The 26,351-nt window shown below is 48.1% G+C and carries 25 protein-coding genes; 11 read left to right on the top strand and 14 right to left on the bottom strand.

Going from position 1 to position 26,351, the window contains the following annotated elements:
* Positions 1 to 18: 18 nt before the first annotated feature.
* The 6 genes from ACWJJ4_RS10195 to ACWJJ4_RS10170 all read right to left on the bottom strand — a co-directional run bounded on the left by ACWJJ4_RS10195 (position 19) and on the right by ACWJJ4_RS10170 (position 7,740).
* Positions 19 to 246, bottom strand: a complete 228-nt coding sequence (locus tag ACWJJ4_RS10195; RefSeq protein WP_025649547.1) for a sporulation YhaL family protein — start codon at positions 244 to 246, stop codon at positions 19 to 21.
* Between the two features lie 114 nt (positions 247 to 360).
* Positions 361 to 1,305, bottom strand: coding sequence for a 3'-5' exoribonuclease YhaM (gene yhaM / locus ACWJJ4_RS10190; RefSeq protein ID WP_003155251.1), 945 nt, complete (start codon positions 1,303 to 1,305; stop codon positions 361 to 363).
* Positions 1,306 to 1,378: 73 nt separating this feature from the next.
* Positions 1,379 to 4,261 carry an ATP-binding protein gene (locus tag ACWJJ4_RS10185; RefSeq protein WP_327968531.1) on the bottom strand — a complete coding sequence of 961 codons (2,883 nt, stop codon included), beginning with the start codon at positions 4,259 to 4,261 and terminating at the stop codon, positions 1,379 to 1,381.
* A complete protein-coding gene (locus ACWJJ4_RS10180) occupies positions 4,258 to 5,481 on the bottom strand; it encodes a metallophosphoesterase family protein (protein ID WP_454021630.1) in 1,224 nt (407 codons plus the stop codon). Before ACWJJ4_RS10180 ends, ACWJJ4_RS10185 begins: the two co-directional genes overlap by 4 nt.
* Before the next feature lie 110 nt (positions 5,482 to 5,591).
* Complete coding sequence (locus tag ACWJJ4_RS10175; RefSeq protein WP_102421684.1) at positions 5,592 to 6,851, bottom strand: ABC transporter permease; 1,260 nt, start codon at positions 6,849 to 6,851, stop codon at positions 5,592 to 5,594.
* Entirely contained in the window at positions 6,844 to 7,740 is an 897-nt protein-coding gene (locus ACWJJ4_RS10170) for an ABC transporter ATP-binding protein (RefSeq protein WP_003155257.1), read from the bottom strand. Before ACWJJ4_RS10170 ends, ACWJJ4_RS10175 begins: the two co-directional genes overlap by 8 nt.
* 105 nt (positions 7,741 to 7,845) lie before the next feature.
* Between ACWJJ4_RS10170 and ACWJJ4_RS10165 the strand changes: the two genes are divergently transcribed.
* The gene (locus tag ACWJJ4_RS10165; RefSeq protein WP_071392043.1) at positions 7,846 to 8,031 is read left to right on the top strand and encodes a YhzD family protein; all 186 of its coding nucleotides are present in this window, start codon (positions 7,846 to 7,848) and stop codon (positions 8,029 to 8,031) included.
* A gap of 24 nt (positions 8,032 to 8,055) precedes the next feature.
* Here ACWJJ4_RS10165 and ACWJJ4_RS10160 read toward each other — a convergent pair whose 3' ends face one another.
* Complete coding sequence (locus ACWJJ4_RS10160) at positions 8,056 to 8,823, bottom strand: enoyl-CoA hydratase (protein WP_454021629.1); 768 nt, start codon at positions 8,821 to 8,823, stop codon at positions 8,056 to 8,058.
* 184 nt (positions 8,824 to 9,007) lie between these two features.
* On the opposite strand from ACWJJ4_RS10160, the gene ACWJJ4_RS10155 reads away from it, so the two are divergent.
* From ACWJJ4_RS10155 to ACWJJ4_RS10145, 3 genes are read left to right on the top strand one after another with little or no spacing between them, the layout of a single operon-like run.
* Complete coding sequence (locus ACWJJ4_RS10155; protein WP_007610381.1) at positions 9,008 to 9,361, top strand: hypothetical protein; 354 nt, start codon at positions 9,008 to 9,010, stop codon at positions 9,359 to 9,361.
* 27 nt (positions 9,362 to 9,388) lie between these two features.
* On the top strand, positions 9,389 to 9,886 hold the full coding sequence (locus tag ACWJJ4_RS10150; protein WP_061890517.1) for a cation:proton antiporter regulatory subunit: 498 nt from the start codon (positions 9,389 to 9,391) through the stop codon (positions 9,884 to 9,886).
* Between the two features lie 7 nt (positions 9,887 to 9,893).
* The gene (locus ACWJJ4_RS10145) at positions 9,894 to 11,108 is read left to right on the top strand and encodes a cation:proton antiporter (RefSeq protein WP_326360262.1); all 1,215 of its coding nucleotides are present in this window, start codon (positions 9,894 to 9,896) and stop codon (positions 11,106 to 11,108) included.
* Positions 11,109 to 11,134: 26 nt separating this feature from the next.
* Here ACWJJ4_RS10145 and ACWJJ4_RS10140 read toward each other — a convergent pair whose 3' ends face one another.
* The 3 genes from ACWJJ4_RS10140 to ACWJJ4_RS10130 all read right to left on the bottom strand — a co-directional run bounded on the left by ACWJJ4_RS10140 (position 11,135) and on the right by ACWJJ4_RS10130 (position 15,007).
* A complete protein-coding gene (locus tag ACWJJ4_RS10140) occupies positions 11,135 to 12,424 on the bottom strand; it encodes a lysine N(6)-hydroxylase/L-ornithine N(5)-oxygenase family protein (RefSeq protein ID WP_003155267.1) in 1,290 nt (429 codons plus the stop codon).
* Positions 12,425 to 12,525: 101 nt separating this feature from the next.
* Complete coding sequence (locus tag ACWJJ4_RS10135) at positions 12,526 to 14,028, bottom strand: coproporphyrinogen III oxidase (protein ID WP_007409236.1); 1,503 nt, start codon at positions 14,026 to 14,028, stop codon at positions 12,526 to 12,528.
* A gap of 112 nt (positions 14,029 to 14,140) precedes the next feature.
* Entirely contained in the window at positions 14,141 to 15,007 is an 867-nt protein-coding gene (locus ACWJJ4_RS10130; RefSeq protein WP_031378450.1) for a Cof-type HAD-IIB family hydrolase, read from the bottom strand.
* Positions 15,008 to 15,390: 383 nt separating this feature from the next.
* Here ACWJJ4_RS10130 and ACWJJ4_RS10125 point away from each other — a divergent pair, with 383 nt between their 5' ends.
* A complete protein-coding gene (locus ACWJJ4_RS10125; protein WP_173612612.1) occupies positions 15,391 to 16,530 on the top strand; it encodes a DNA alkylation repair protein in 1,140 nt (379 codons plus the stop codon).
* A gap of 38 nt (positions 16,531 to 16,568) precedes the next feature.
* On the opposite strand, the gene ACWJJ4_RS10120 is transcribed toward ACWJJ4_RS10125, so the two are convergent.
* Positions 16,569 to 16,919 (bottom strand): YlbF family regulator, encoded by a 351-nt coding sequence (locus ACWJJ4_RS10120; protein WP_007409239.1) that lies wholly within the window; start codon positions 16,917 to 16,919, stop codon positions 16,569 to 16,571.
* A gap of 85 nt (positions 16,920 to 17,004) precedes the next feature.
* Positions 17,005 to 18,138 carry a DUF445 domain-containing protein gene (locus ACWJJ4_RS10115; protein ID WP_033574472.1) on the bottom strand — a complete coding sequence of 378 codons (1,134 nt, stop codon included), beginning with the start codon at positions 18,136 to 18,138 and terminating at the stop codon, positions 17,005 to 17,007.
* Between the two features lie 237 nt (positions 18,139 to 18,375).
* Between ACWJJ4_RS10115 and ACWJJ4_RS10110 the strand changes: the two genes are divergently transcribed.
* From ACWJJ4_RS10110 to ACWJJ4_RS10085, 6 genes are all read left to right on the top strand, one after another.
* Positions 18,376 to 19,467, top strand: a complete 1,092-nt coding sequence (locus ACWJJ4_RS10110) for a YheC/YheD family endospore coat-associated protein (protein WP_070081574.1) — start codon at positions 18,376 to 18,378, stop codon at positions 19,465 to 19,467.
* The gene (locus ACWJJ4_RS10105; protein ID WP_053573527.1) at positions 19,457 to 20,815 is read left to right on the top strand and encodes a YheC/YheD family endospore coat-associated protein; all 1,359 of its coding nucleotides are present in this window, start codon (positions 19,457 to 19,459) and stop codon (positions 20,813 to 20,815) included. The genes ACWJJ4_RS10110 and ACWJJ4_RS10105 overlap by 11 nt, the downstream gene beginning before the upstream one ends.
* Positions 20,816 to 20,897: 82 nt before the next feature.
* On the top strand, positions 20,898 to 21,113 hold the full coding sequence (locus ACWJJ4_RS10100) for a YheE family protein (protein WP_012117190.1): 216 nt from the start codon (positions 20,898 to 20,900) through the stop codon (positions 21,111 to 21,113).
* A 224-nt stretch (positions 21,114 to 21,337) separates the two neighbouring features.
* Positions 21,338 to 21,544, top strand: a complete 207-nt coding sequence (locus ACWJJ4_RS10095) for an alpha/beta-type small acid-soluble spore protein (RefSeq protein ID WP_003155280.1) — start codon at positions 21,338 to 21,340, stop codon at positions 21,542 to 21,544.
* A 101-nt stretch (positions 21,545 to 21,645) separates the two neighbouring features.
* Positions 21,646 to 21,771: a hypothetical protein gene (locus tag ACWJJ4_RS10090; protein ID WP_003155283.1), complete on the top strand. Its 126-nt coding sequence runs from the start codon at positions 21,646 to 21,648 to the stop codon at positions 21,769 to 21,771.
* 28 nt (positions 21,772 to 21,799) lie between these two features.
* Positions 21,800 to 22,420: an NAD(P)-dependent oxidoreductase gene (locus tag ACWJJ4_RS10085; protein ID WP_003155285.1), complete on the top strand. Its 621-nt coding sequence runs from the start codon at positions 21,800 to 21,802 to the stop codon at positions 22,418 to 22,420.
* Between the two features lie 40 nt (positions 22,421 to 22,460).
* On the opposite strand, the gene ACWJJ4_RS10080 is transcribed toward ACWJJ4_RS10085, so the two are convergent.
* Together ACWJJ4_RS10080 and ACWJJ4_RS10075 are read right to left on the bottom strand one after the other, a co-directional pair.
* On the bottom strand, positions 22,461 to 24,482 hold the full coding sequence (locus tag ACWJJ4_RS10080; protein WP_326374964.1) for an ABC transporter ATP-binding protein: 2,022 nt from the start codon (positions 24,480 to 24,482) through the stop codon (positions 22,461 to 22,463).
* Entirely contained in the window at positions 24,479 to 26,236 is a 1,758-nt protein-coding gene (locus ACWJJ4_RS10075; RefSeq protein ID WP_167860022.1) for an ABC transporter ATP-binding protein, read from the bottom strand. Before ACWJJ4_RS10075 ends, ACWJJ4_RS10080 begins: the two co-directional genes overlap by 4 nt.
* Positions 26,237 to 26,351 lie beyond the last annotated feature (115 nt).

The raw sequence follows: 26,351 nt of genomic DNA, 5'->3' as shown, positions 1-26,351 counted from the left end.
GCGAGCCGCACAGTTTTTTTATGCGATGGAATGATTGGAGTTTTCTTCCGCATCCGCGTTTTCACTTACGGGCGCCGCCATACGGCGCTCGCGTTCCTGTTCCATCCGTTCAATATACACCCTTCCTTCTTTTTCAATAAACGACTGGTCAAGCTTTTCCTCTTCTTTAGCTGTTGTGAAAAGCTTATAGGCGCTGAAAATAATTCCGATAATGCAAAGGTATACCCACCAAGGAAAAAATAGCACGTCGGTTTCCTCCCTTTTTCACCAAGAGTCTTTATTCTAAGCTATGCTTGATAAAGACAAGTTATGAGAGCTGAACGTAAAAAAGACCGATCATAGAGAATCGGCCTTTTTATCTTATTGATGGAACGTCGGTTTGTAGAAAGAACGGTTTTCAAGCGCAAATACACGCTCTGTGTATTCGCCCGGCTTCACCCGTTCCAGCGCTCTGTCCATCATGATCATTTTTGCATCCAGATTGTCAATGTAGTGCAGAATTTCCGCTTCTTTCACCATCGGCGGTTTCGGGCTTCCCCATTCCGCTTTTCCGTGATGGCTTAAAATCAAATGCTTCAGAATCAGCACTTCTTCAGCGTCAATCTGAAGCTCTTCGGCCGCTTTTGAAAGCTCTGTCACCATGATCGAAATGTGCCCGAGCAGATTCCCTTCCACGGTGTACGTCGTGGAGACGGGGCCTGAAAGCTCTTTTACTTTGCCGAGATCATGCAGAATGACTCCGGCATACAGTAAATCCCGGTCAAGAGACGGATACAGATCGGCAATCGCTTTTGCCAGGTTCAGCATGGACACTACATGATACGCGAGCCCGGAGACGAACTCATGGTGGTTTTTAGCCGCCGCCGGGTAATCCATAAACTCCGCCGCATATTTTTTGACCAGATGTCTTGTGATCCGCTGGATGTTTGGATTTTTCATTTCAAAAATGTATTGAGTGACGGTTTCCATCATTTCATTTTTCGGAATCGGCGCCGTTTCCAGAAAATCATCAATACTGACATTTTCGTTCTCGCCGGCCGGCCGGATGTTTCTCAGCTTAAGCTGGTTTCGTCCGCGATAGTGATGGACATCTCCGATCACCTTCACGATCGTCTGCGCCGCGTACGTTACTTCATCAGTCGGTTTGGCATCCCACAGCTTCGCTTCGATATCTCCTGATTGGTCCTGCAGCATTAACGTCAGGAATGGTTTTCCGTTGCTTGCGATTCCTTTAGTCGAAGATTTAATCAGAAAGTACTGATCGACCTGCTCGCCGACCTCGTGCAGCATAATACCTTTTGCCATTCTATTAAAAGCTCCCTCCATATCTTACATAATACCAGTATAGCACATACCTCTTTTTTGAAAATAAACTCTTTTATGACAGGAGCCGCATGACTTGTCCGCTGTGAAAAGACCGGCTGACATGCTCATGGCAGGTGAAATAAAGTATCTGCCGCCCGCCTTCTGAGAGCTGATTCAGCACATCAAACAGCCGCTGCAGCCGCTGCCTGTCAAAATGGACAAAACTGTCATCAAGTAAAAACGGCAATGATACCGCAGATTCTCTCTCTGACGCAAGGGCAAAACGGATCGCCGCATAAAGCTGCTCGCATGCCGCCTGTGAGAGTTCGCCAGCAGAAAACACCGTTCCGTCTTTCCGCATGACCATAATGGAATCATCCGCCTCGGAGAAATACAATTTGTGGTAGCGTCCGTCCGTAAGCGGCCCGTATAATGCACCGGCGGTTTCTAACAGACGGGGAAGCGTCACTTTTTTATGCCGCTCCATTTTTTCCCTGATGATGTGTCTGACCGTCTGTAATGCGGCCCACTCTTTAGCGGTTTTTTTCACGCGCTCCTTCTGCATTTCTGTCTGCTGTTTTAAATCGGATACAAGCCCCGAGGACTCCAGCTGCTCTTGTTTCACCGTTAATAAAGCGGTTTTCTCACGGAGCTGCGCGCTTTTTTCCTCAAGCGTTTTTTTCTCTGTTTCCTTCTGAACGACTGTATGTTCAAGTTCGGACACTGTGCGGCTCATAAACGGCTCAAGCTGTTTTCCGCCTATGCCGGACAAGTGCGTTTTGATTTCGCGCAGCTGCCGCTCTGTTTCCCGGCGGCTTTCATTCAGCCTGGCGAGTTCACAAAAGTGTTCGCGGTTTTTTGCGCCTGCCGCCATGAAAAGCTGTTTGACCTGCTGTTCGTAGTAATGGACTTCTTCGTTTAATTCACGCATTTGCTCTTGTGCATGCAGCAGATCCGTTTCGAGCGCCTGCTTTCGTTTTGCTTCCTCACGGGCTCGTTCCGCCTGTACCAGCAAAACGCGCAGTCTTTCTTTTACGGACAGCTCCCTTCCGTCTGAAGGACTCAGCTTTTTGACCCGGTCCTCAAATGCTCTTTGCAGCTTTTGCAGCCGGCCCGCTTCAATGGTCAGCTCATGCTTGTTAAGGATTTCTTTTTTGACATCTTTCATCACATGATATGCGTCAAGAAGATGGGAAGGACTTCCTGAAAACCCCAGTTCCTTCATAAAAAGTTCCGCCTGTTTTTCAGACGGCGCCATTTCCGCCTCCCATTCTTCATATTGGCGGATGACTCTTTCATATGCCGCTTCTTTCTGTTCAAGCACGGCTTGATCCGCAATCAGCTGCTGCCGGTGCCGGCCGTCACGCCAAAGCTCTTCCTGCAGAAGATCAGCCGCTTCTTTGGAGATCGTCGGCTTCTTTTTCTTGTGTCCGGGCCCTCCTCTTTCTGACGGCAGCGGCTTTTGTATGCCGGACAGCATATACAGCAGCAGAGCGCCGGTAAAAAGGGCGGCGGGCAGCCATTCCTTTAACATAGCGAAAATCGCAATGAACAGAATGCCCGCACCGAGAAAGAGCTTTTTTTGTTTGGCGCGCTGTTTTTCCAGCTGCTGTACATGTGCCTGCCATTCGTTTCCTTCTGTATCAGCTGTTTGCTTATATGATTGTAAAGCGGCTTCTTTTTCTTTCCTGACAGCGGGGTCCAAAATGTTTTCCGCCGTCAAGGCATGTTTTCGTTCGGCTTCTTCCAGCTCCAGCCGCGCTTGTTCGAAAATCGCATCAAGCTGTGTCTTTCTTTCTCTTGCCTGTCCGGCGCTCTGCACGGCTTCCTGCAGCCGCCATTCATATTCATAATCGGTGTTCAGTGAAAGAATGCCGTCTTCCTCATGTCTTCCGAGCTGCTGCAATCCTGACGAAACGCGGGCAGATGTCTGCCGGATCTGTGATTGGATGGCGGCAAGCTGTTCACCGCGCGATTCGTACATATGCTGCTCGCCGGAAAGCTCCTGCAGCTGCCGCTCTGTTTGCAGCAAGTCCTCATTTGGAGCGAGCAGCTCAGCCTGCCGCCTGAGTTCAGCCGCTTTTGCCCGAAGTCCCTCAAGACGGGCCGCTTTCGGATGGAGATGCGATTCGTATTTTTCAAGCTGATGCATCCCGTCCTTCGGGAATTGCTTCAATGCTTCCGGATAAGAAGAAAGTTCGCTTTCCAAGGCTGTTTTTTTGTCTGCGAGCGGCTTTGCTTCTATCGCCGATTTTACTGTTTTGATTTCTTCAGTTATGTCTTTCAATCGTGCTTCAGCATCCTGCAAACGGCCGCCGGCGCTTTTTTTCTCTTCCAGAAGGCTGTGATAGCCCGCTTCCGCAGCTTCCGCCTGTTTCAGCTGGGCGCTGAGCCGCTTTAATGTATCCAACTCCTGATTTAAGCGGGGGTTCCGCCCGTTCGGCTTATACATCCTGTCAAGTTCTTTTGCCAGCCGCCCGTCAAGCTTTGCCGCCGCTTCCGACCCGAATAAGCTCGAATACAGGAGAAACTCGCCGATTTTGTCCCGGTTAAAAGCTTGAATCTCCTGCAGTCCGAATACATCGAACGAATAGATCGCTTCGTACAGCGCCCGGTCTGTATCGGAGAGAAGCTGTTTGAGCCATTCTCCGTCCTTGATTTCGCCTGAAGCCGTATACACTCTGACTTTTTCGGCAGCGCCTTTTGTCCGTTCGATTTTGACGGCACCGTGATCGCCATGCTTCAATTCCACAGTGCCGCCGTAAACCCCGCCGTTTTTCGGTTCGTATTTTTTTGATTTCGGAAAACCGAACAGCACGCTTTTGATGAAGGACATCAATGTCGTTTTACCCGCTTCATTTAATCCGTAGATCACTTGCACGGGAGAATCTGACAGCTGAAAACTTCGATCGGAAAATTTTCCGTATTGGTAAATATGCATCGCCGTTATTTTCATCGCTGAATCTCCTTCATCTGGCGTCTTAAAACGGCTTGAGCCTGTTGCTTAATATCCAGTATCTCTTCATCTGTAAATGAAGTGATCTGACGCCGATATACGGGGTGACGCTCAAGGGCTTCAAATACACCGCTCATGTCCGCGCATTGTTCTATGTCCTGAAGCAGCCCTTTAAAAAACGGATCGGGCGGCACGCTGTCTGTATCATCCGTCCGATCCTCAAGCGCGAGCGGCCAGACGAAACATTCCTCTTCGGCCTCTTCCTCCTGTAAAGCGGAAAGAAACTCCTCTGCGATGCCTGCGGGCGCCTCCGTCCAAAAGCGGGGCGCCGCGCCGCGAAGCACCAGCCTGACACATGCCGGGCGGCCCGCCGCGCGCAAGCCGGAGAATGTATCCGATGCGGCTTTCAGAAGTGAAGTCATATGTTCAGCTCCGGAGATATCAAGATCAATTTCCTCCCATAACACATCATGCGCTTCTTTGAATTCCCAAGACATCTCACCGTTTGCCGCCCGGACGAGATAGTATCCCTTAGGCCCGGTTTCTTTTAAATGCCGGGCTTGAATATTCCCGGGGTAAATAGCGGCGGGATGCTGGGCGGACAGAACCTGCCGTTTATGAATGTGTCCGAGCGCCCAGTAATCCATGCCGCTTTTTTCAAGGTCTTCTTTCGTAAACGGGCAGTACGGGTCATGCCCTTCCGCTCCTGATAACATGCCGTGGAGCATGCCGATATGATAAGGCGCTCCGGTCATTTTCCGGTAACGGGCCGCCTGATTGACCGTTACGCTTCTTTCCTGATAGCTGCATCCGTATATGCTTGCCGCAAGCTCTCCGTTTTTAAAGAAAGACTTTTCCTCCGGTGTACCCGAGGTGAATATATGTACATTTTCCGGCCATTCAATCGGCGTCCACTTACCGCCCAAATGATCATGGTTGCCGAATATGACGAACACTTGGATATCCGCTTCCTGTAATCTCGTAAACTGTTTTCTCAAAAACAGCTGGGCTTTTAAACTTCTATTGGCTTCGTCAAACAGATCCCCCGAAAGCAGCATGAAATCTGCCTGCTCCCGGAGTGCCCCGTCCGTCAGACGGCGGACGCTGTGAAATGTGCTTTCTTTAATATGCGCATATACCGGTTCAGGCAGATTCGAAATGCCGTAAAACGGGCTGTCCAGATGCAGGTCAGCGGCATGAATAAACGTCAGATCAGCCATCTCGCCCTCCCCTTTCTGCAGATTGAATTACCCTTATTTTAGCACCGTTTTTATACGAATGCACGTTCTGCAAAATAAAAAAACAGCCCGGCTGTTCCGGGCTGTTTCACTTATTTTTTGGAGATGCGCAGCGCTTGTTTGATCGCTTTGAATCCGCTGGCGTTTCCGTAAATCAATACGCCGCCTTTGTAAATTTTCGCGCCGACCGCCGCAAAGATCACGATAGTGACCAGTGTCAGGGCGATCCCGGCCGCAGCCTGCCAAAACGGGATATCGAGCATCCCGACGCGTAAAAACATAATCATCGGCGTGAAAAACGGAATGTAAGATGTAACGGTAATAAAACCGGCGTCAGGATTACCGATGCCGAACATGGCGATCATAAAACCTGCCACGACTAAAAAAACCATCGGCTGAATCGTCTGCTGTACGTCCTCTATCCGGCTGACAACACTGCCGAGAAACGCGGCAAGCGTCGCGTAAAGAAAATAGCCGAGCAAATAGAAAATGACGGCATAGACTATCGTCGAGACAGGAACATCCGTAAAATTGAGAAATGCACTGATCGGCGACGACGCATCATTATGAGGGTTCAGCTTCAGTGAGAGATAACCCGCTGCAATCAGCACCGCAAACTGTGTGATCCCCACGAGCGCGATACCGAACAGTTTGGCAAACATCTGCTGAATCGGCGGCATGCTTGAAATTAAAATTTCCATGACGCGGGACGATTTTTCCGTCGCCACTTCCATCGCAATCATGCTTGCGTACATGATAACTGAGAAGTAGATGACAAACAGCATGATGTATACAAGCCCCATTACCTGACCGAGCTCTTCCTCAGATTTCGCCCCTTTTTCCAGCGCGTCTTTGCTGACTTCCGGCGGAGTGTAGAGGCTGCTGACTTTTTCTGCCGAAATGCCGAGCTTGGCGGTTTCGACAGCGGTTTTTGTCTGGGTTAAAGCCTGCTTGAGCAGTTTATACGCTGATTCATCGGAAATGGTCAGCGCCTTGTATGCTCCTGTTATCGTTCCTTTTTGATCTTGTCTGATGATAAACAGTCCGTCCCATTCACCGTCTTTGACACGCTTTACGGCATCTTTTTCGGACTCCTTCGTCTCCATTGCCTGCAGATCATTGTCTGTATCCGCCGCTTTAAGCTGTTTTGCAAACGCCGGGTACAGCCCGCCCGTTTCATCAATCACCGCGATTTGCTGCTTGCCGTCATCCGATTGAAACACGGAAATAATCGATTGCAGGTTGGTCACCGCTAATACTAATAAAACGGTAATGGCGGTCGAAATAATGAATGACTTTGTCGCGATTTTGTTTTTATATGTATGAAACAGCATAATCCAAAATTTATTCATATACGGCCCCCACCTTTTCTATAAAAATATCATGCAGTGACGGCTCTTCCAATTCGAACTTCCGTATAAAACCTTTCCCTTGCAGCGCCCGGAAAATATCCTGAGAAACCGGTTCATTCGCGACCTGCAGTCTGATTCCGTCATTTGTTTCCTTCCATTTCACGACACCTTCATGCGTTTTTAAAAAGCTGAGGTCATCATCTGAATGAACGGTGACATTTTTTTTGCCGAAAGACCGCTTAATGTCTTTCAGATTGCCTTGAACGACGGGTTTTCCCTTCTGGAGAATGCACAAATTCTCGCAAAGTTCTTCCACATGCTCCATTCGGTGGCTTGAAAAAACGATGGAAACGCCGCTGTTTTTCAAAGAAATAACCGCTTCTTTCAGCAGCTCGACATTCACCGGATCAAGACCGCTGAAAGGTTCATCGAGAATCAGCAGTTCAGGCTTATGCAGGACGGCCGAAATAAACTGGATTTTCTGCTGGTTTCCTTTTGACAGCTCTTCGACTTTCTTATTCTTGTAATCTGTAATGCCGAAGCGTTCGAGCCATGTCATGAGCTCTTTTTCCGCCTCTTTTTTGCTCATTCCTTTTAGTCTCGCCAGATAGACAAGCTGGTCACTCACCTTCACTTTCGGATACAGCCCCCGCTCTTCCGGGAGATAGCCGATTTTTTCACTGATGGAATAATTGACCGGCTTCCCTTTCCAGGTGATATGCCCGTCAGTCAGGCTTAAAAGACCTAAAATCATCCGAAAGGTCGTCGTTTTTCCCGCGCCGTTTGCGCCGAGCAGCCCGAACATTTCCCTTTCAGGTATTTGCAGGTTCAAATTGTCAACAGCGGTAAAGCTGCCGAATGTTTTCGTTACATTTTCAATTGTAAGCACGAATCCAACTCCTTCCTTGACCCATTATATACTAATAATGGGTAAAAATTAATGGAGGATTTTAAATTCTTTATCAGAATATCATTCTATAAAGGGGGTGACATGATGGGACAATATGTATTGACCGCATTCCATGCGTCGGGAGAAACGATGCTGGATGAACGGATCGAAGCAGATAATGAGGCGGAGGCGAAGGCCGCCGGAGAGGCTTTGTTAAAGGAAAAAAAGCTTGAGAACAGTACTCACCGCTTGGTAAATGAAGCCGGAAAGCTGATTTTATTCCACAGATAACAGAAGCTTTCCGGCTTCTGTATTTTACCGGTTAAATTGAGGCGTCCGTTTTTCTAAAAAGGCGCGGATGCCCTCTTTATGATCATCCGTTTTTCTCATATTTTCCTGGGCCTTTCGTTCAAGAGACAAAACGTCTTTTAACCGGCTGATATGAAGGCTCTGATAAATAGCCTTCGTTTCAATCATCGCTGACAGCGGCGCATGCAGCAATCGGTCTATATACGGTTGTGCCCCCTCCGCAGGGCCGCCGCTGAACAGCCCGTCGGCAAGCTTGAGCCGCACCGCTTTTTCAGCCGGCAATTTTTCACCGCTCCAAATCAGTTTTTTCGCTTCGATCTCACCGACACGTCTCATTAATAAATAATGGCCTCCACCGTCGGGAACCAATCCGATGCCGATGAAATTCATCGCGAGTCGGGCGTTTTCTTCGGCGAGCACCACATCGGCGCACAGCGCGAAACTCAGCCCGAGCCCCGCCGCGGCTCCGTGGATGGCGGCTATCACAATTTTTTTCATATCATAGAGCGTCAGCGTAATGGATTCAATCATTTTCATGAGCCGTTCATATTCTCCTGAATCATGATCAGACGTCATCATCTGGATATCACCGCCCGCGGAAAATCCCCTGCCTTCCCCCCGCAAGAGGACGATAAGCGCTTCACTGTTGGCTGCCATAACGCATGCATTTTCCAATTCCCGGAGCATTTGTTCATTCAGCGCGTTGTAATTGTCAGGCCGGTTCAGCACAATCTCTGCGATCTTTCCTTTTTCTTCATAACAAATATACTGCATGTTTACTCCCTCCTTGAATCCGCTTACATATTTTGTTCAAATGATATATTCCTTCCCCCGAAGCCAAACTCCTTTATTTTTCAAGGTCAACAGATACCGAAAAATGCATATCATTTGAAACTGAACATACATTTTTATATAGTGAAATTGATATACAAAACAAAAGGGGGGAAAAACACCGATAATGAAATATGTGATACTCAGCTTATTACTGAGCTTTTTTATGGTGCTGTTCCCCCCTTCGGATGTCGCTCTTCCTTCCCAATTGGTGACAGAAACAGACAGCCATGTACAAATTTCGGTTTACCCGCAGGAAACGGAATCGGCAAAGACGCCGGTTCAAACCAAAACCGCTCCGCAAGGCCTGTCAAAAGGATACGGTGCGTTATCCCGGATGATCTCCCTGTTATCTGTCAAACCTCTTGATCAATTCATTGATTCCACAATGGAAAGGACATGCGCCATTCCGATACAATACCAGTCAAATTACCTCCGGCATCAGACCATTTCTCATTGCCAATCTGTATTTACGGTGTAAAAACAGTATATTCCGGAGGGATTTTTTATGAATATTAAAGAAAACGATCTGCCCGGCATCGGGAAAAAATTCGAAATCGAAACGAGAAATCATGAAAAAATGACGATCATCATTCATGATGACGGCAGGCGGGAAATTTACAGATTTGATGACCGCGACCCTGATGAGCTTCTGGCAAGCATTTCACTTGATGATACGGAAGCAAGACAGATTGCCGCGATTATCGGCGGGATGGTGTACAAACCGCAGGCGCTTGAATCGATTGAAATGGCGTTCAGCGATCTGATTATCGAATGGTTTAAAGTTGAAAAAGGGGCAAAAGCGGCAGGGCGGACGCTCGGCGAACTGGATGTGCGCCAAAACTATGACGTGACGGTTATCGCCATCATTAAGCATGACCAGAAAAAGTTTTTAAACCCGGGCGCTGATTCGCTCCTTGAAGCAAACGATACACTCGTCCTCTCAGGTGAAAGAAAGCATCTGAAAAAACTGATCCAAGACTTCCTCTCCAGAGACGGAGTGTGATCTGTTTATGGATCATCTCGTATTTGAAGTCGGTACGGCGTTAGTTCTTGTGGCCATTGCGAGTGTCATCGCCAATAAAATTAAATTCTCGATCATCCCCTTCCTGATCATTTTAGGAATGCTTGTCGGGCCGCACGCGCCCCAAGCGGGCATCATTGACCTGACGTTTATCGAAAGCCGGGAAGTGATTGAGTTTTTCGGACGGATGGGCGTCCTGTTCCTCCTCTTTTACCTCGGGCTTGAATTCTCGGTCGGAAAATTAGTCAAATCCGGACGTTCAATCGCCGCCGGCGGAACGATTTATATTCTGATTAATTTCAGTTTAGGGCTGATCTACGGCTTTATCACGGGCTTTTCCTTTTTGGAAGTGCTTGTATTGGCGGGCGTCATCACGATATCATCAAGCGCCATTGTCGCAAAGGTGCTTGTCGATTTAAAGCGCACGGCCAATCCGGAAACTGAACTGATTCTCGGCATCATTATGTTTGAGGATATCTTTCTGGCGGTTTACTTGTCCGTCGTTTCCGGGCTTGTTCTGGGAGACGCGACGTCTGTCGGGGGCGCGCTGATGTCAATCGTGATCGCTTTCGGATATATGCTGCTGTTTTTCATTGCCGCTCGGAAATTGCCGCCTCTGCTGAACAAGCTGCTTGATATCCGTTCAAACGAGGTATTTGTCATCGTCATTTTCGCCGCGCTCTTTTTCATTGCCGGCTTTTCCGAAACGATTCATGTCGCTGAAGCGATCGGCGCGCTCTTGCTCGGACTCGTATTTTCGGAGACGGCCCATTCTGACAGGATTGAGCATCTTGTCGTGCCGTTCCGTGACTTTTTCGGCGCCATGTTTTTCTTCAGCTTCGGCCTCAGCATTGATCCGTTTTCACTCGGAGATGCGGTATGGCTCGCCCTCGGCGCCGTTCTGCTGACGATTGCCGGAAACTTTATCGCCGGCATGATCGCCGGACGCCGGGCGGGGCTTTCTCATAAAGCATCGTCCAATATCGGGCTGACCATTGTGTCCCGCGGCGAATTCTCCATTATCGTCGCAAATCTCGGCATCGCCGGCGGCCTGTCCGCTTCACTTAAACCTTTCGCCGCCTTATATGTTTTGATACTGGCCATCTTCGGCCCTTTGCTCACGAAAGAATCGAAGCGGATATATCTCCTGCTGAACAGCATATTCAAATGGAAGACGCCTGAAAAGAAGCCGCAGAAATCATAAAAAAAAGCTGACCTCTTCATAAGAGGTCAGTTTTTTTGAGCGGGAAGAAATTGCTGAAAAGCCGTTTTTTTATTAATGGAGAAATGCTCTTTTCCCAGAATGGTATTGATGATTTTTTGGTTTCTGTAAACAGACAGCTTCAAATTCGTAGCGCCCGTTCCGTGAGCATGATCAAGATTCGTTAATGTGAAAAAGTGATGCCGCCTGTCGTCCTTAAAGACAAGACGGGAATCGGCCGTCACTTTAAACCGTTTCTCATCCTCCCATTCAATATCGGGGGCAATTGCCGTAAACCATTCCGGAATATGAGGTTTAAAGCCGGTCGCCAATATCACTTTTTCTGAATCGGCCGTAAAGGTTTCATCCATCTGCCATTGATGAAAGCTCAGTACGCAGCGCCCGTTTTGCTTTTCAATTTTTTCAAGCTCCGCCATCGGCTGAATATACACGTCAGGTGAACCTCCGCTGATCGATCTGTGATACAGGGCATCGTAAATGGCGGCAAGTGTGTCAGAATCAATGCCGTGGCGCAGTCCGTCCAGCTCAGGGAGTGTGTTCAGCCGTTCTTTAAAAGGCAGGCGGTTAAAATATTCCACATAATCAGGTGTAAACATTTCCTGCCCGAGCTTGGCGGTTTCCAATTCTCGAAATCCGGCGGAGCGTGTCACCCATTGCAGCCGGCTGCGGCGGTATTGTTCATCATGCAATAAGTCAGAAAAGATCTCCGCGGCGCTCTGTCCGGAGCCGACCACTGTAATTGATTCGGCGCCGGCGAGCTCGTCTTTCCGGAACAAATATTCCGTGCTGACCATCGTGTCCTGACGCGCCCCGTCATCAATCTCTGCGGGAATAAGCGGTTCAGACCCCGTCCCCATGACGAAATGCTTCGTCTGATAGACACTGATGCTTCCGTCCTCAATGTTTTTGACGCTGACTTCATAATGTCCGCCGGCATTTTTCACGCCGATTACCTCTGAGCCGAAACGGCATGATTTGATTTCTGAAGCCGCCCAGCTTAAATAGTCGTTAAATTCCCGTCTCGGAATATCAAATTCATTAAACGTATAAAACCGGTACAGCCGGTCATGTTCATGGAGAAAGTTTAAAAACGTGTAGCGGCTTTTCGGATCGGCGAGCGTGACCAGGTCCGCCAGAAACGCCACCTGTAAATCCGTTCCTTTAATTAATAGACCGGGATGCCACGCAAATTCTTTCTTTTTATCGAAAAAAAGAGCGTCTGTTCCGGGTATATCCTCTAACAATGCGGCAAGCCCTAAATTAAACGGCCCGATTCCCGCTCCTATGACATCATACATATTATGCACCTCTTGCGAATAACAGTCTGATGATCTTTTCCCGTTTTTACAGACGGTTAAACATAAAAAAACGGCACGCTGATTCCGTGCCGTTTTTGATATTATAATGCAGATTTGACGAACATCTCATCTAAGTATTTGATTTTCTCTTCTGTATAATGCTCGAATCGGTCATTATATGATTTCGGGTCTTTCGGATTGGCGAAGTGCGTGATTTTTCCGGTTTCCGGATGAATGAATTTGCTTGCCGCGCCGCAGCCGATACCGATAATCGTCTGCACTTCTTCCATAATCATAATGTTGTAGATGCTCTCCTGACCCGGGAAAGAGTAGCCGACATTTTCTAGGTTTCCGAGAATGTTTTTCTGCCGGTACAAGTAGTACGGCGTATAGCCGTGCTCTTTTGTCCAGCGGACGGCGTCATCCATCATGCGGGATACTTCCTGCCTGTCGGCAACTTTATACTTATGCTTGTTTCTCGTCATTTCTGACGCCCGTTTAAAAGAAAGCGTATGAACGGTCAAAGATTCAGGCATCAGCTTTTCCGTTTCTTCAAGACTGTGCCTGAACTCAGCCGTCCCTTCTCCCGGCAGGCCGATGATCAGGTCCATGTTGATATTATTCATGCCGTGTTTGCGGGAAAGATGGTATTTTTCGATGGTTTCTTCAACTGTATGGTGTCTGCCGATGGCCTTTAGCGTTTCGTTTTCATAAGATTGCGGGTTGATGCTGATTCTGTCAATCTTATACTTATTTAAAACGGCCAGCTTTTCCTCCGTAATCGTGTCGGGACGGCCCGCTTCAACGGTAATCTCCCTAATATTCGCGACATCCGGGAAAGAGCGGACCATTTCTTCATATAAAAGATCCATTTCTTCAGCGGTAATGCTTGTCGGCGTGCCGCCGCCGAAATAAATGGTCGTCACTTTGATATCATGCCGCTTCAGCCATTCTCCGATTTTCTGCATTTCATAGTGAAGCCCCCATAAAAAGGAGCCGACTCTTCCCGCCTGTCCTTGAATGGCATAAGCCGGAAACGTGCAGTAGGCGCATTTTGTCGGGCAGAACGGGATGCCGATATATATGCTGACTTCATCTTTGACCCGGTACAGATCGGGAACCGCAGCGAGCTGACGGTCGACAATCTCCTGCATCAGATTGATTTTTTCATCATGGATCAGATAATCTTTTTTCAGATCGGCATGCGCCTCTTCTTTTGTCAGGCCGCTCTGCAGCTTTTTATGAAGAAGTTTAGTAGGCCTGATGCCGGTTAAGATTCCCCATTTTTGTGTCATGCCCGTATGTGATTGAAGAAGATTTAAGTAGACATATGACAGCGTGTTTTTCACCTGTTTAAATACTTCTTTTTCGCTCCATCCGGCAAGAAGCGGTTTCGTGTGATGTTCCTTTTCGCCGGTTCCTTTGATTTCTCCGGATACCGACACGCTGTCTGCATCTTGAGAAATGGCAAGTGAGATGACGAGATCAGAGGGTTCCTCCGTTTCGCCGTACGCAAGAACACACTCTTCAAAAAATAAATTCGCGATGTTTTGCAGCGGACGATGCAGCCTGTCATCCGTTATGCCGTCTATTTTTATTTGCAATGTGATCACCTTATTTTTCAGATTCAAAACTTTCTTTAGTGTACAGAAAGAACAGGCTAAAATCAATCCGCGAAAAAGCCGCAGACCGGCGTTTCGCGTCTGCGGCTCTTGATTACGGCCGTTTCATATGGAACTTATCGAGAAAGCCTTTGCGGTGCTGCATGCGGAAATATTCCTTAATCATATAGGCGACTCCCTGTTCATCATTTGACCTTGTCACCCAGTCCGCTTTTCTTTTTAATTCATTTGAGGCATTCCCCATCGCGACGCCGAGACCGGCCAGCTCGATCATCGGCAGATCATCTTCCTGATGGCCGATAGCTACAACCTCTTCCATTGAAAGCCCGAGATCAGCGGCGACCATCGAAAGTCCGCTTTCTTTTGAAACCCCTTTAGGCACGATGTTCAGTTTTTCTCCGTTGACGCGGATCACATCGACGGCCGGGAATGCTTTCATTATCGTATCCGTTATATCAGCCTGCAGGCCATCTTCAGCATGCACTTCAATGACGGGCGCTGAAACCGGCTCATCAAGGAGCAGGTCACTTAATGATTCGACAAACTGCACCGGATAAAAAATCGGATCAGACGGATGAATCATCGTTTTCCCGACCAGATTGGAGTTCACTTTCTTCTTGTTTCCGATCGAATATTTTTCGTGAAGAAGCCGGATATTGCATTGATAGCTTTCCAGCACCTGAACGATATTAAACGTGTGATCTTCTGATATTTTCTTTTCAAAAAACGGCTCATCTATTTTTTCAGAAATGTATGCGCCGCTGTGGGTAATCAATTTTGCATCAAGCTTTAATATTTTCGCCACTTTTTGAGCGGAGCGAAAATGGCGGTTTGTGACCAGTGTGACGTAAATTCCTTTTTTCTTGACGTATTCGATGGCATCCTTTGTCGTCTGATGAAGTTTGCCGTTGGAGCGAAGAAGCGCTCCGTCTATATTTAACGCCAGCATTTGTTTTGACACAGAGAAGTCCCCCTCCTTGATGACTGTACTTGTCATTAGGATATGACCCTGTCTCTTTGTTTAGAACAACCTTTTCTCCGCAGCAAAAAAGCCTGCCTCAAGCAGACTTTGAACTGTCGTTTTGTTGGGATACGATCGATTTGCTGCCTTCTCCCCAATGTGCATTTCTATTTACGAAATATATCAGGAACCCCTTATTTGACCGTTGATGCGCTCGTTTCACTTACTCTCTGTTGCTACCCCTTAACATACCAGGCAGTATAGGCGACCGTATCCTTAGATCATCTGTAAGTGTAGGCGCTTTCAGAGTTATTATCTCAATAATATTGTTAAAAAACAAGGGTTTTTTTAACTAAAAAAATCAGGGGAAATATCTGTGCTGAATGTATGATAAAGTTGAAAGGGAACATATATTCGCATATAATAAAAGAAAAAAAGCGGTGACTGTCATGTCTCTATTAAAAGATATTTATAACGAAGAATTTGCAGAAGCACTTCTGAACAGAATCAAATCGGCGTACCCGGCTTTTGAGCGGGACAAGTGCCGGGCGCTGATGTTTCAGGAAGATTGGCCCGGACTGACGTTAAAACAGCGGATGCGCCGGATCACAGACTCTTTATATGAAACACTGCCGAAGGATTACATACGGGCCCTTGACGTCTTATACGAGACAGCTCCCCATTTCACAGGGCTCGCCGGGATTATTTTTCCCGATTATGTCCAACAGTACGGAACGGATCACTGGGAAGCATCAATGAAGGCGCTTCAGTTTTTCACTCGTTTTTCCACTTCCGAATTTGCGGTCCGCCCGTATATCAGGCTTGACCGGGAGAGGATGTTCAAAGAGTTCCTTTCCTGGACGGAGCATCCGGACGAACATGTCAGAAGGCTTGCCAGCGAAGGCTCAAGACCGCGCCTGCCGTGGGGAATCTCCATTCCGGCTCTTCTTGACGACCCTTCTCCGATTCTCCCTGTTCTGGACCGCTTGATGCAGGATGACTCGTTATATGTCAGAAAAAGCGTGGCGAATAACCTGAATGACATCTCCAAAACACATCCGGATGTTCTGGCACAGATCGCAGCCGAGCGGTTCGGAAGCTGTCCGCACACGGATTGGATTTTGAAGCACGCCTGCAGGACACTGTTAAAAAGAGGAGACAAACAGGCGCTTGCGATTTTCGGGTTTGAAGACGCCTCCCGGATTTCATTGGAACGTTTTACACTGAATCCGGAAACGGCCGCCATCGGAACAAGCATACATTTTTCTTTTCAGATCCGCTCATCCGCCCGGCAAAAAGTCAGGGTTGAATACGCGATTGATTTTGTAAAGAAAAGGGGGCACCGCAGCCGCAAGGTGTTTAAGATGTCGGAGTCCGCCATGGATAACGGAGACGTAAAAGCCTTCAGCAAACATCATTCCCTTAAAGATTTAACCACCCGCAAGCATTATCGGGGAATTCACACTCTGTCTGTCATCATTAACGGAACGGTAAAAGGTTCTCTTGATTTTTCTGTTGAATAAAAAAACCCCTCCATTTCATACATGGAGGGGTTTGAAGCTTATTGCGGGCTGCCGTAAAGCTCTTCAAGAGGTTTCATAATGATTTTGTTTAACTCGCCGATCAGCATGCTCATGCGCTGTTCCGCTTCCATCAGCTGAGAAATCAATTCATGCTGCTGTACGAGAGCAACGGTTTTTTGTGCCTGCTCTACCTCTTCCTGAGTGATTTCTTCACCTGACATCTGCTTCTGCTGCAGCTGCAGCTGTACATTGCGGAAGTTATCAAACATGCGTTTTGCGGATTCATCTGCGTTTACTTGATCATAAAGCCCTCTCAGACGGCTGTATTCATCACTGTTTCGCAAAGCTTTTTCAAGATCATATGCTGCATCATAAAAATGAACTGCCATAGTAACCGCTCCTTTCTTCCTTTCGGACATACCACTCCACTATAACAGACTGCGGAGCGACTTTCATCATCGGCGTATGTTTTCCTTAGAAAAGAATGACAAACAAAGCCTGAATTGCTCCGATTATCCCGCCGAGCAGACCGCCTAAATACGTTATCATCTTAAATTCTCTCTTGGAAATCGACAGCACCATTTCTTCCAGCCGTTCAACGGGAAACTGATCAACCTGCTCTTTGACCACTTCCTCAAGACGCAGCCGTTTCAGCACATCCTCCAAATGAGCGGCAATACTGCCGAGTGCCGCATCAAGCAGCTTCGGCGCGTACGTCCCCGTAATCTCCCCTTCATAACGGGAGATGATGTCACCGATCCGGCATTCGAAAAAGGGCGCGGTTTGAAGTGCGGCCAAAGCCCGCTTTTTCATGCTGAACAGCAGATCTTTCGCATTCCACTTTTCATCGGCCTCATAAAGTGTATAAGATTTGAGCTTGCCCCATTCTTGAGAAAGCAGATCAGCCAGAAGCTTTTTCGTTTCCTCATTGCGCAAAAACTTTAACAGCTCAGGCAGCACACGGTCTGCCAAGCTTGAATTGCCGAGGAACATCTGCACCATGCCGCCGAGCATCCCCCGGGAATTCAAAAAGTCGTCAATCATATTTCCGAGCCTGTCTTTCCCTTCTTCGCTCTCAAAATAATCAATGCTCCGCTTCAGGATATAATCTGCGGCCAGCGGGATTTTTTCATCCAGCTTTTCCTGCAGCTCATCAGGAAGCCAGTCTTTTATGGCGCGGTGCTCATATTTCCGGTACAGGTCCGAAAGCTTTTCATCGGTAAAACGATCAATCCAGGCATCCGTCTTTTCCTGCGGATTCCGGATGCCCGCGGCGGCCAAAGCTTCGTGCACCGTCATCTCGGAAGCGGCCATTTTTTGCGTGAATTGTTCGGCGAAAAGAAGCGCCTGGTTTTTAACGGTATCTGATAAAAGCCGCTTTTTTATTCCTTCCGGGGTTAAAAGGTGGTTCGTCACCATGAGCCCCATTTGTTTTGCCAATTCATCCCGTCTTTTCGGGATCAGCCCCGGCGTAAACGGAACCCGTTTTCCGAACAGGTAATACGGCCGGTACGGACGAAATAACATCTGAATGGCAAGATGATTCGTCACCGCGCCGATCGCGGCTCCGATCACAATCATAAATAGAAACGTTCCTGCTATGCCCATTCCTTTTCTTCTGCCTCCATCTTATGTTCTATTTTCTTGATGATATATCTATTCGTATTATAGAGGCTGGCGGGCATGCGGGCAAATGAAGAACCTGAATTGTTGTTTGTGAGGAATAAGGCAAGATGCTGTTTCGTACTCTTTACAGTAGATCATCTTTTATGATGGGCTTAGCATATTTATTGGATGGAAGGGCCGTTCCATCAGCGGCTTTTTGAATAAAGGGGGAGTAATAATATGACAACACTCGGTTTTATGTCTGTATCCCGCCGGCACGAAGAAGATTACGCCGGGGAATTGGCTGAAAGAGCGCCTCAATATAATGTGCGCTTAGCCCGCTTTACACCGTTTGATATATTTCCGGATTCTTTGCGCGTGAAAGCGCTCGTCTATCACCCGCAAAGCGGAAAGTGGAACGAAACGGAAATCGATATTCCCGAATATATTTACGACCGCTGTTTTTACGGAAAATCCGCTGAAGCGCAAAAAGCCAAACCGATCGTCGAATGGCTGAAAAAATATCCGAAAACGGAATTTATCGGGCGGGGGCTTCCTGATAAATGGACGGTCACGGATGCGCTCCAAAAGCATCACCTGATCAGTCCCTATATTCCTGAAACGGCCGAAGTCAGCCGCTATGAACAGGTGCAATCATACTTAGCCAAGGAAAAAGCATGTATACTTAAGCCCGCTTTCGGCGCGGGAGGCAGAGGCATCATCCTGCTTGAAACAGGCAAAAAATCAATTACGGCCACTTACTATATCGGAAAAAACAAACAAACAAAATCATTTTCCAATCACGTGTCTTTTAAGTCTTGGTGCAAAAAAGTGCTGCAGCACCGCTATTTGCTTCAATCCTACTTAAATATCCAGGATAAAGAACGGCATCCGTGCGACATCCGCATTTTCATGCGCAAAACGGAGTCAGGCGTTTGGGAAACGGTCGGAAAAGCGGTCAGAAGGGGTTATCAGAACGGTCTTTTATCTCATTTGCCCGGAGGATCAGAACCGATTAAGTTTGACACATGGTTTGAGGAAATTCCGAGAAAGCAGCAGGCCGTTTTATTGGATGATGTCTTTTCGATCACCCAATCCGTCCCTTATTTCCTTGATGAACGGTTCGGACCGCTGTTTGAGCTGGGGCTCGATATTTGTTATGCCAAAGACGGACGCATCTGGCTTTTGGATGTCAATTCAAAGCCGGGACGGAAAGCTATTTTAAGCGTGGCTCCGGAGGCGAAAGAGGATTTGTATACGGGTCCGCTGAGACGCTTCCGCGAACTTCAGTCACAGGAAAGCAGGAAAGGAGTATTACCGCGTGAATCATAAAGGGATGATTGTCGGCATCGATAAAAAAAGCAAAAATACGCTGTTTCTCCCCTCCTCCATGAAACGGGAAGGGCTTTTATCCGCTGCCTTCGGGACCAAGGTTGTCAAATGCCGTGTAGCCTTTTCTCAATCACTTGAAAAAAGCGCGCTCCTTTCTGAAGATTTGTTTGAGGAGCTGTTGATACCGTATAAAAGCCGGGCTGACTTTCTCATACACGGCCAGACGGTGCACATCGGACCGCTGATCGGCGTTTTCACAGCCGGGTTCACATCATCGCCGTCCCGCCCGTTAAGAGACCGTACAGCCTTCTTTTCCAAGATGCTCTCACTTCATGAACAGGCGAACGGATATTGTTTCGTTTTCGGGGCTCATCAGATCAACTGGGAAGAAGGCACCGTCCAAGCGCTGATTTATAAAGAAAACAGCTGGAAACGGACGGCCGTCCCGCTTCCGAATGTCGTATATGACAGGCTCCCGAGCCGAAAAACGGAAGGAGTTCCGCTTTTACAGCAGACAAAACAGAGGCTGATGAATGACTATCAGATTCCGTGGTTTAATCCGCAATTCTTTAATAAATGGGACATTCATAAGCTTCTGGAAAAAAACAGTCTCACCGCTTCACTTCTGCCAAAATCTGTCCTGCACCCGAATGCAGAAGCGTTAGAGACGTTATGCAACACATTTGACACCGTCTATATCAAACCTGCAGACGGCGCACTCGGAACGGGGATTTACAGGGTGGAAAAAACAGATGCCGGCTTATCTGTCAAACACACGAATGAGGAAAAAACGGTGGTGACGGCAGAGTATTCAGATGCGGCATCCTTCATGAAATCATTTAAAGAAAACAATGACCCGTCCGCATTTTTAATTCAGCAAGGCATTGACCTGATCCGGCTGGATGGACGCCCCGTCGATTTCAGGGTGCACACGAATAAAAACGCCGAGGGGAAATGGACAGTGACGGCCATCGCGGCAAAAATTTCCGGTGAAAACAGCATCACGACGCATCTGGCAACCGGCGGAGAAGTCAGGACGTTAGCTGAATTATACGGCGATCCGCGAGAGAGAGTCGGCATGATGCGGAAACTTTCAAAAGCCGCCTTGGCGGTCAGCCGCGTGTTAAATGAGCACATTGAAGGTTTTATCGGCGAAATCGGTTTTGACCTCGGCGTCGATCATTCAGGGAAAGTTTGGATGTTTGAAGCCAATTCCCGCCCCGGGCGCAGCATTTTTTCCCATCCGAAGCTGAGATCGGTCGATTACCTGACAAAACGGAGAAATTTTGAATACGCGTCCTATTTATCAGAACGGTCCATCACCGCCCCGGAAAAACTTTGGCGGTGAGGCTGTCTTTTTTTGGTTTTACCCGGGACAGGCACAGAATGATGAGCTACAATGAACAAGATCAACATTTCCCACAAGGAGCGTGAACGTCATGATTTCGCACTTCAGCTGGAAACCGTTATTCAAAAAAGAGAAACTGCCCGGATGGCGGATTTCATTTTACTGGCAGGGTACGCATTACGAAGGGATTTACCATAAGTCCGGTGACATTGAATGGGGACACACACATCCGGGAAAAGAAGAGCCGGCGCTCGTAAAAGAGCTGCATGAATTAATGCTTTATCACATATATGACTGAAAGCTAAAAGCTCAGCCGCATCAGGCTGGGCTTTTCTTTTCCCTTCCGCTATTTACCACCCGGTTTTCCGAATGAGATGCCGTTTGATTCACCATAATACGTAGTACAAAGCGGCAAACAGCATTGGGTGAAGCCGAGCTGGCAATGGTTTTCATTCCGAAAATCATCGGCTGGTGCAATTCCAGCAAACCCAACCATACTACTTAATAAAGGAGATCATACAAATGGCAAACAACAACTCTTCAAACCAACTATTAGTACCCGGCGCTGCTCAAGCAATCGACCAAATGAAATACGAAATTGCTTCTGAGTTCGGCGTAAACCTTGGCGGAGAAACAACTTCTCGTGCAAACGGTTCTGTCGGAGGAGAAATCACGAAACGTTTAGTATCTTTCGCACAGCAGAACATGGGCGGCCAAGGCGTACAATAACTCAATAAATGGCTTACAGAAGGCGCGGGATACCGCGTCTTCTTTTATGCCGTCACCCTTTTTTCCTATTTCACATACCCTAGGAAAAAAGGAGGGAAAACATGTCATTCATTGCCTCAGTCAATTGGGAGCTGTTTCAGTTCGTAAGTGTTTCTTTGGTCAATGAATATGTTGCCCACCATTTCCCGTTTATTCACAGGCATTCTTTTCCCCGCTGCTTTGAATGATATAATGAGCGGCGAGGAGGTTTTTTACATGAACATCGCTTTACTCGGAGCAACGGGAAGAGTCGGACAGGCTTTTATAAAAGAAGCGCAGAAACATGGACACATGGAAATATTCGCTCTTGTCAGATCAGCCGGAACAGTCCTTCCCATTCCTGAAAAACAGATCATAACAGGGAATGCGAGGCGGCGGGAAGATGTAAGCCGATTGATTTCCAAAGCGGACACAGTCGTGAGCTGTCTCGGCACGGACGGTGACGATACCCTTTCAGCCGCTATGACCCATATAATAGACGGCATGAAACGGCATCATGTTCAGCGTCTGATTACGATCGGCACCGCGGGTATCCTTCAATCACGGCTTATGCCTGATCAATACCGTTTTGAATCGGCAGAATCAAAACGAAAATCAACAAGAGCCGCAAAGGAACACGCCCGCGTATACGAGATGCTGCTGGCAGAGGATCTTGACTGGACGATCATCTGCCCTACCTACCTTCCTGACGGAGACGCTGCCGGAGTTTACCGGTTCGAACAGGATCGCCTTCCTGAAGACGGCGCCGAAATCACAGTCGGAGACACGGCGCATTTTCTGTACCGCGAGCTGATCAGCCCGCAGTTTGTCAGAAAACGGGTAGGACTGGCTTACTGAATGAAAAAAAGGGCGAATCTTTTTGATTCACCCTTTCCGATTACACCGCGGATTTCGCCGTTCCTTTCTGTAATTCATACATTTGATGGTACTGCCCCTTTTGCGCCATTAATTCGTCATGGCTTCCCTTTTCAATGATGCGGCCCTTTTCCAGCACGAGAATCTGGTCTGCGTGTCTGATCGTGGAAAGCCGATGGGCGATAATAAATGTCGTGCGCCCTTCTTGAACGACTTGCAGCGCTTTTTGAATGACTGCTTCTGTTTCGGTGTCAATGTGCGCCGTCGCCTCATCCAAAATTAAAATGGCCGGATCGAACACAAGCGCTCTTGCAAAAGAAATCAGCTGACGCTGGCCTGAGGACAGTGTGCCGCCTTTTTCAGTGACGGGCTCTCTGATGCCCTTCGGCAAAGATTGCAGAAGACTTGCGGCGCCGACTTGGCGAAGCGCTTCTTCCGCCTGCTCCAAAGAAATACGCTGATCATCGAGGGTCACATTGGAGCCGATCGTTCCAGAGAAAAGATACGGATCTTGCAGCACAATGCCCATATGCGACCTCAGCTCCTGTCTTGACATGCCGTATATGCTTTTTCCGTCCAGCAGGATATCGCCTTTTTCGGCATCATAAAAACGGAACAGAAGATTCAGGATAGAGCTTTTGCCGGAACCCGTATGGCCGACGAGGGCGACCGTCTCCCCTTTTTCAGCTGTAAAGCTGATGTGTTTCAGCACCTCTTCTCCCTTTCGATATCCAAAAGAAACATCGCGGAATTCCACTGTCCCTTCCGCCTTTCTGTCTGCGGGAGCGCCTTCTTCTTCCGTTTCCTCCTCCTGTAAAAGCTCGAATACTCTGGCGGCAGAGACACGGGCCAATTCAAGCTTCGAAAATTGGTTGACAATCCCCGTAACCGGCTGGAACAAACGGTTTAAATAATCAACAAATGCATATAAAACACCGATCGAAACAATTCCGGCCGCACTCAGACTCGCGCCTCCGAAATACCAGATCAGCCCGACAAACGCCAGATTGCGCAACACATTGACAAGACTGTGGGACATGAGGGAATTTAAGGACAGCATTTTGTTTTTGTAGCGGAAATGAGCTTCATTCAATTCTTCAAATTCCTTCATCGTTTCCTTCTCGCGGCGGAACGCCTGAATAATCGGCATTCCTTGAATGGACTCATTCATTTTCGCATTGATGTCACTGTTAATAGAACGGATTTTTTGGTTGAAGACGGATGCGTATTTGCGGTACACAACCGACCAGATCATTAAAATCGGAATAATCAGAAGACAAACGGCGGCCAGCCTGACGTCAAGCATAAACAGCGCCGTAAAAATGCCGAGCATATAAACGCCGCTTGTGATAAATGTCGACAGCACCGTTACATATAAATCCCTGACCGCTTCTGTGTCATTCGTAATACGAGCCACGACTTTTCCGGCAGGCAGATTATCAAAGTAGCGGATCGGCATTTTCTGAATGTGTGAAAATACATCCTGCCTCATGCGCTGTATGATCCGGTTCGCTCCCATCTGCAGCAGATAATGCTGACCGTAATGAAAACATACGGAAAACATGAGCAGTCCCGCGTAAATGGCGGTCAACGTCAGCAATCCTTTTATTTCCGGACGGTAAAATTCAAAAATCTCCTGTCTTGATAACCTAATGGCGGGATATGACCTGCTTTCTTTACCGTTTGATATTGTCAGCCGGTCGTCAGCCACCGAACGGTTTCCGTCAAAACTGACGGGACGGTCAACAAAATAGTAGCCCGCACCGACTTGATAAATGTGCGCCTCTCCGGTTTTATCCGCCTCCGGTTTGAGCCGGTCCTCCCTGACATAATCATGCCCCCGGAACCTGACGGCGCCCGGATCGTCCGCAGAGGCTTTAACCCATGTTTTTTCAATGCCGAGAATGTGGTCGTCAATCATTTTTTTTCCGATAAACGGGCCGGTCAGCTCAGTGCCGACCGCAATAATGAGCAGGACGACCGCCCATATCAGCAGCTTCTTATATTGAAGCGCGTAATTCCATAATCTTCTCCCGGTCTTCATGCGCCCGTCCCCCCTTCTTCAAGAGAGAACAGCTGCTGCCTCTCATATTGTTTTCGATACCAGCCGTTCTGCTCCAATAGCTCCCGGTGCGTGCCTCTTTCAGATACCCGGCCTTCATCCATGACGAGAATGAGATCTGCGTGTTCAACTGCCGAGAGCCGGTGGGTGGTGATAATCGTTGTTTTATGCCGCCGTTTTTTACGGATGCTGTCAATGATGGCGGCTTCCGTTTTCGCGTCTACGGCAGAAAGCGAATCATCTAATATGAGAATGTCAGGATCGGTCAAAAGCGCTCTCGCAATTGAAATGCGCTGCTTTTGTCCGCCCGAGAGCGCTACGCCCTTCTCGCCGACAAGCGTCTCAAGCCCGTCGGAAAGCATGCCGATATCGTTTTCAAAATGCGCATCTTTCAACGCGCCGCCGATTTCCTCTTCGTTTGCATCCTGCCGTCCGTAAAGCAGATTCTCCTTTACAGTCTTAGAAAATAAAATATGATCCTGCGGCACATAGCCGATCCACCCGCGGAGCTCCTCAAGCGGGATCTCCTGAATCGGAACGCCTGTAAACGTGATTGCTCCCGCCCCGGGCGGATATTCACGCAACAGCTGCTTAATGATCGTCGTCTTTCCGCTTCCCGTCTTCCCGACAATGCCGAGTGTCTGCCCTTTTTCTACGGAAAAAGATACATCGGAAACCGCCGGTCCCGCTCCGCTCGGATACGTGAAAGTCACTTGTTCAAAAACAAGACGCCCGGGCTCCTTGATGCCGGCGGGGCGCTTGGGCCCGATCACGTCAGGCTCATAGGAAAGCGTCTCATTGACACGATCCAAGGAGGCATTGCCGCGCTGCATGATATTGATTAATTCTCCAATCGCAAACATCGGCCAGATCATCATTCCAAGGTACACGTTAAACGATACCAGCTCTCCCAGCGTCAGCCGGTTTTGAAAAACGAGATAAGCGCCGTAGCCGAGACCGATGAGATAGCTGAGGCCGACGAGAAGTTTCACAGTCGGTTCAAAAAGTGAATCGATAAACGCCACCTTCATATTTTTCTCATATACATCCGCCGTCATATCACCGAACCGGCTGACATCATTTTTTTCCTGTACGAAAGCCCGGATGACCCGGACGCCGGATACCGACTCCAGCACCTTGTCATTTAATGATCCGAAAGCATCCTGCGCTTCCGTAAACCGCTCATGGATCTTTTTTCCGTACAGGCTGACCGCAGCCGCCATTATCGGCAGCGGAATAATCGCGGCAAATGTCAGCTTCCAGCTGATGAGAAGCCCCATTGTCAAAAATATCGTCAGCATATACATCGTCGAATCAACGAGCGTTAAGACCCCGAAGCCCGTCGTCATACTGACGGCCTGCAGGTCATTTGTCCCCCGCGCCATTAAATCGCCCGTTCTGTATTTCTCGTAAAACGGCGGTGACATTTGAAGAAGCCTTCCCATCAGTTTTGATCGGAGAATCTTCTCCATGACATTCGCCCCGCCGAAAAGCTGATACATCCAAAAATAAGACAGTAAATAGACGGCTGCCGTTAATGCGAGAAAAACACATATGTAAAACATCATCCCGCTTTTCGTAAACACGCCCGCCTTCATATCGTCTATCGCGTTACCGAGAAGTTTAGGCGGAAACATCTCAATGACATTCACAATCAATAACAGAACAATCGCTGTCGTATAGCGCAGCCAATAGGCTTTAAAAAACCACGCGAGCTTTTTTAATACAGTAAACAAATACCGTCATCCCCTTTCATCAATCAGCCGCCCTCAAGCTTTTCCGGATTGTTTTTCATTGTTTTCGCTAATGCCGCCACATGCATCACACCTGTCTTTCTTTCATTTTTTTGTA

Source organism: Bacillus sp. JK62, assembly GCF_053663455.1.
The sequence above is the reverse complement of the archived record's forward strand: the minus strand, read 5'-3'. Positions and strand labels throughout refer to the sequence as shown.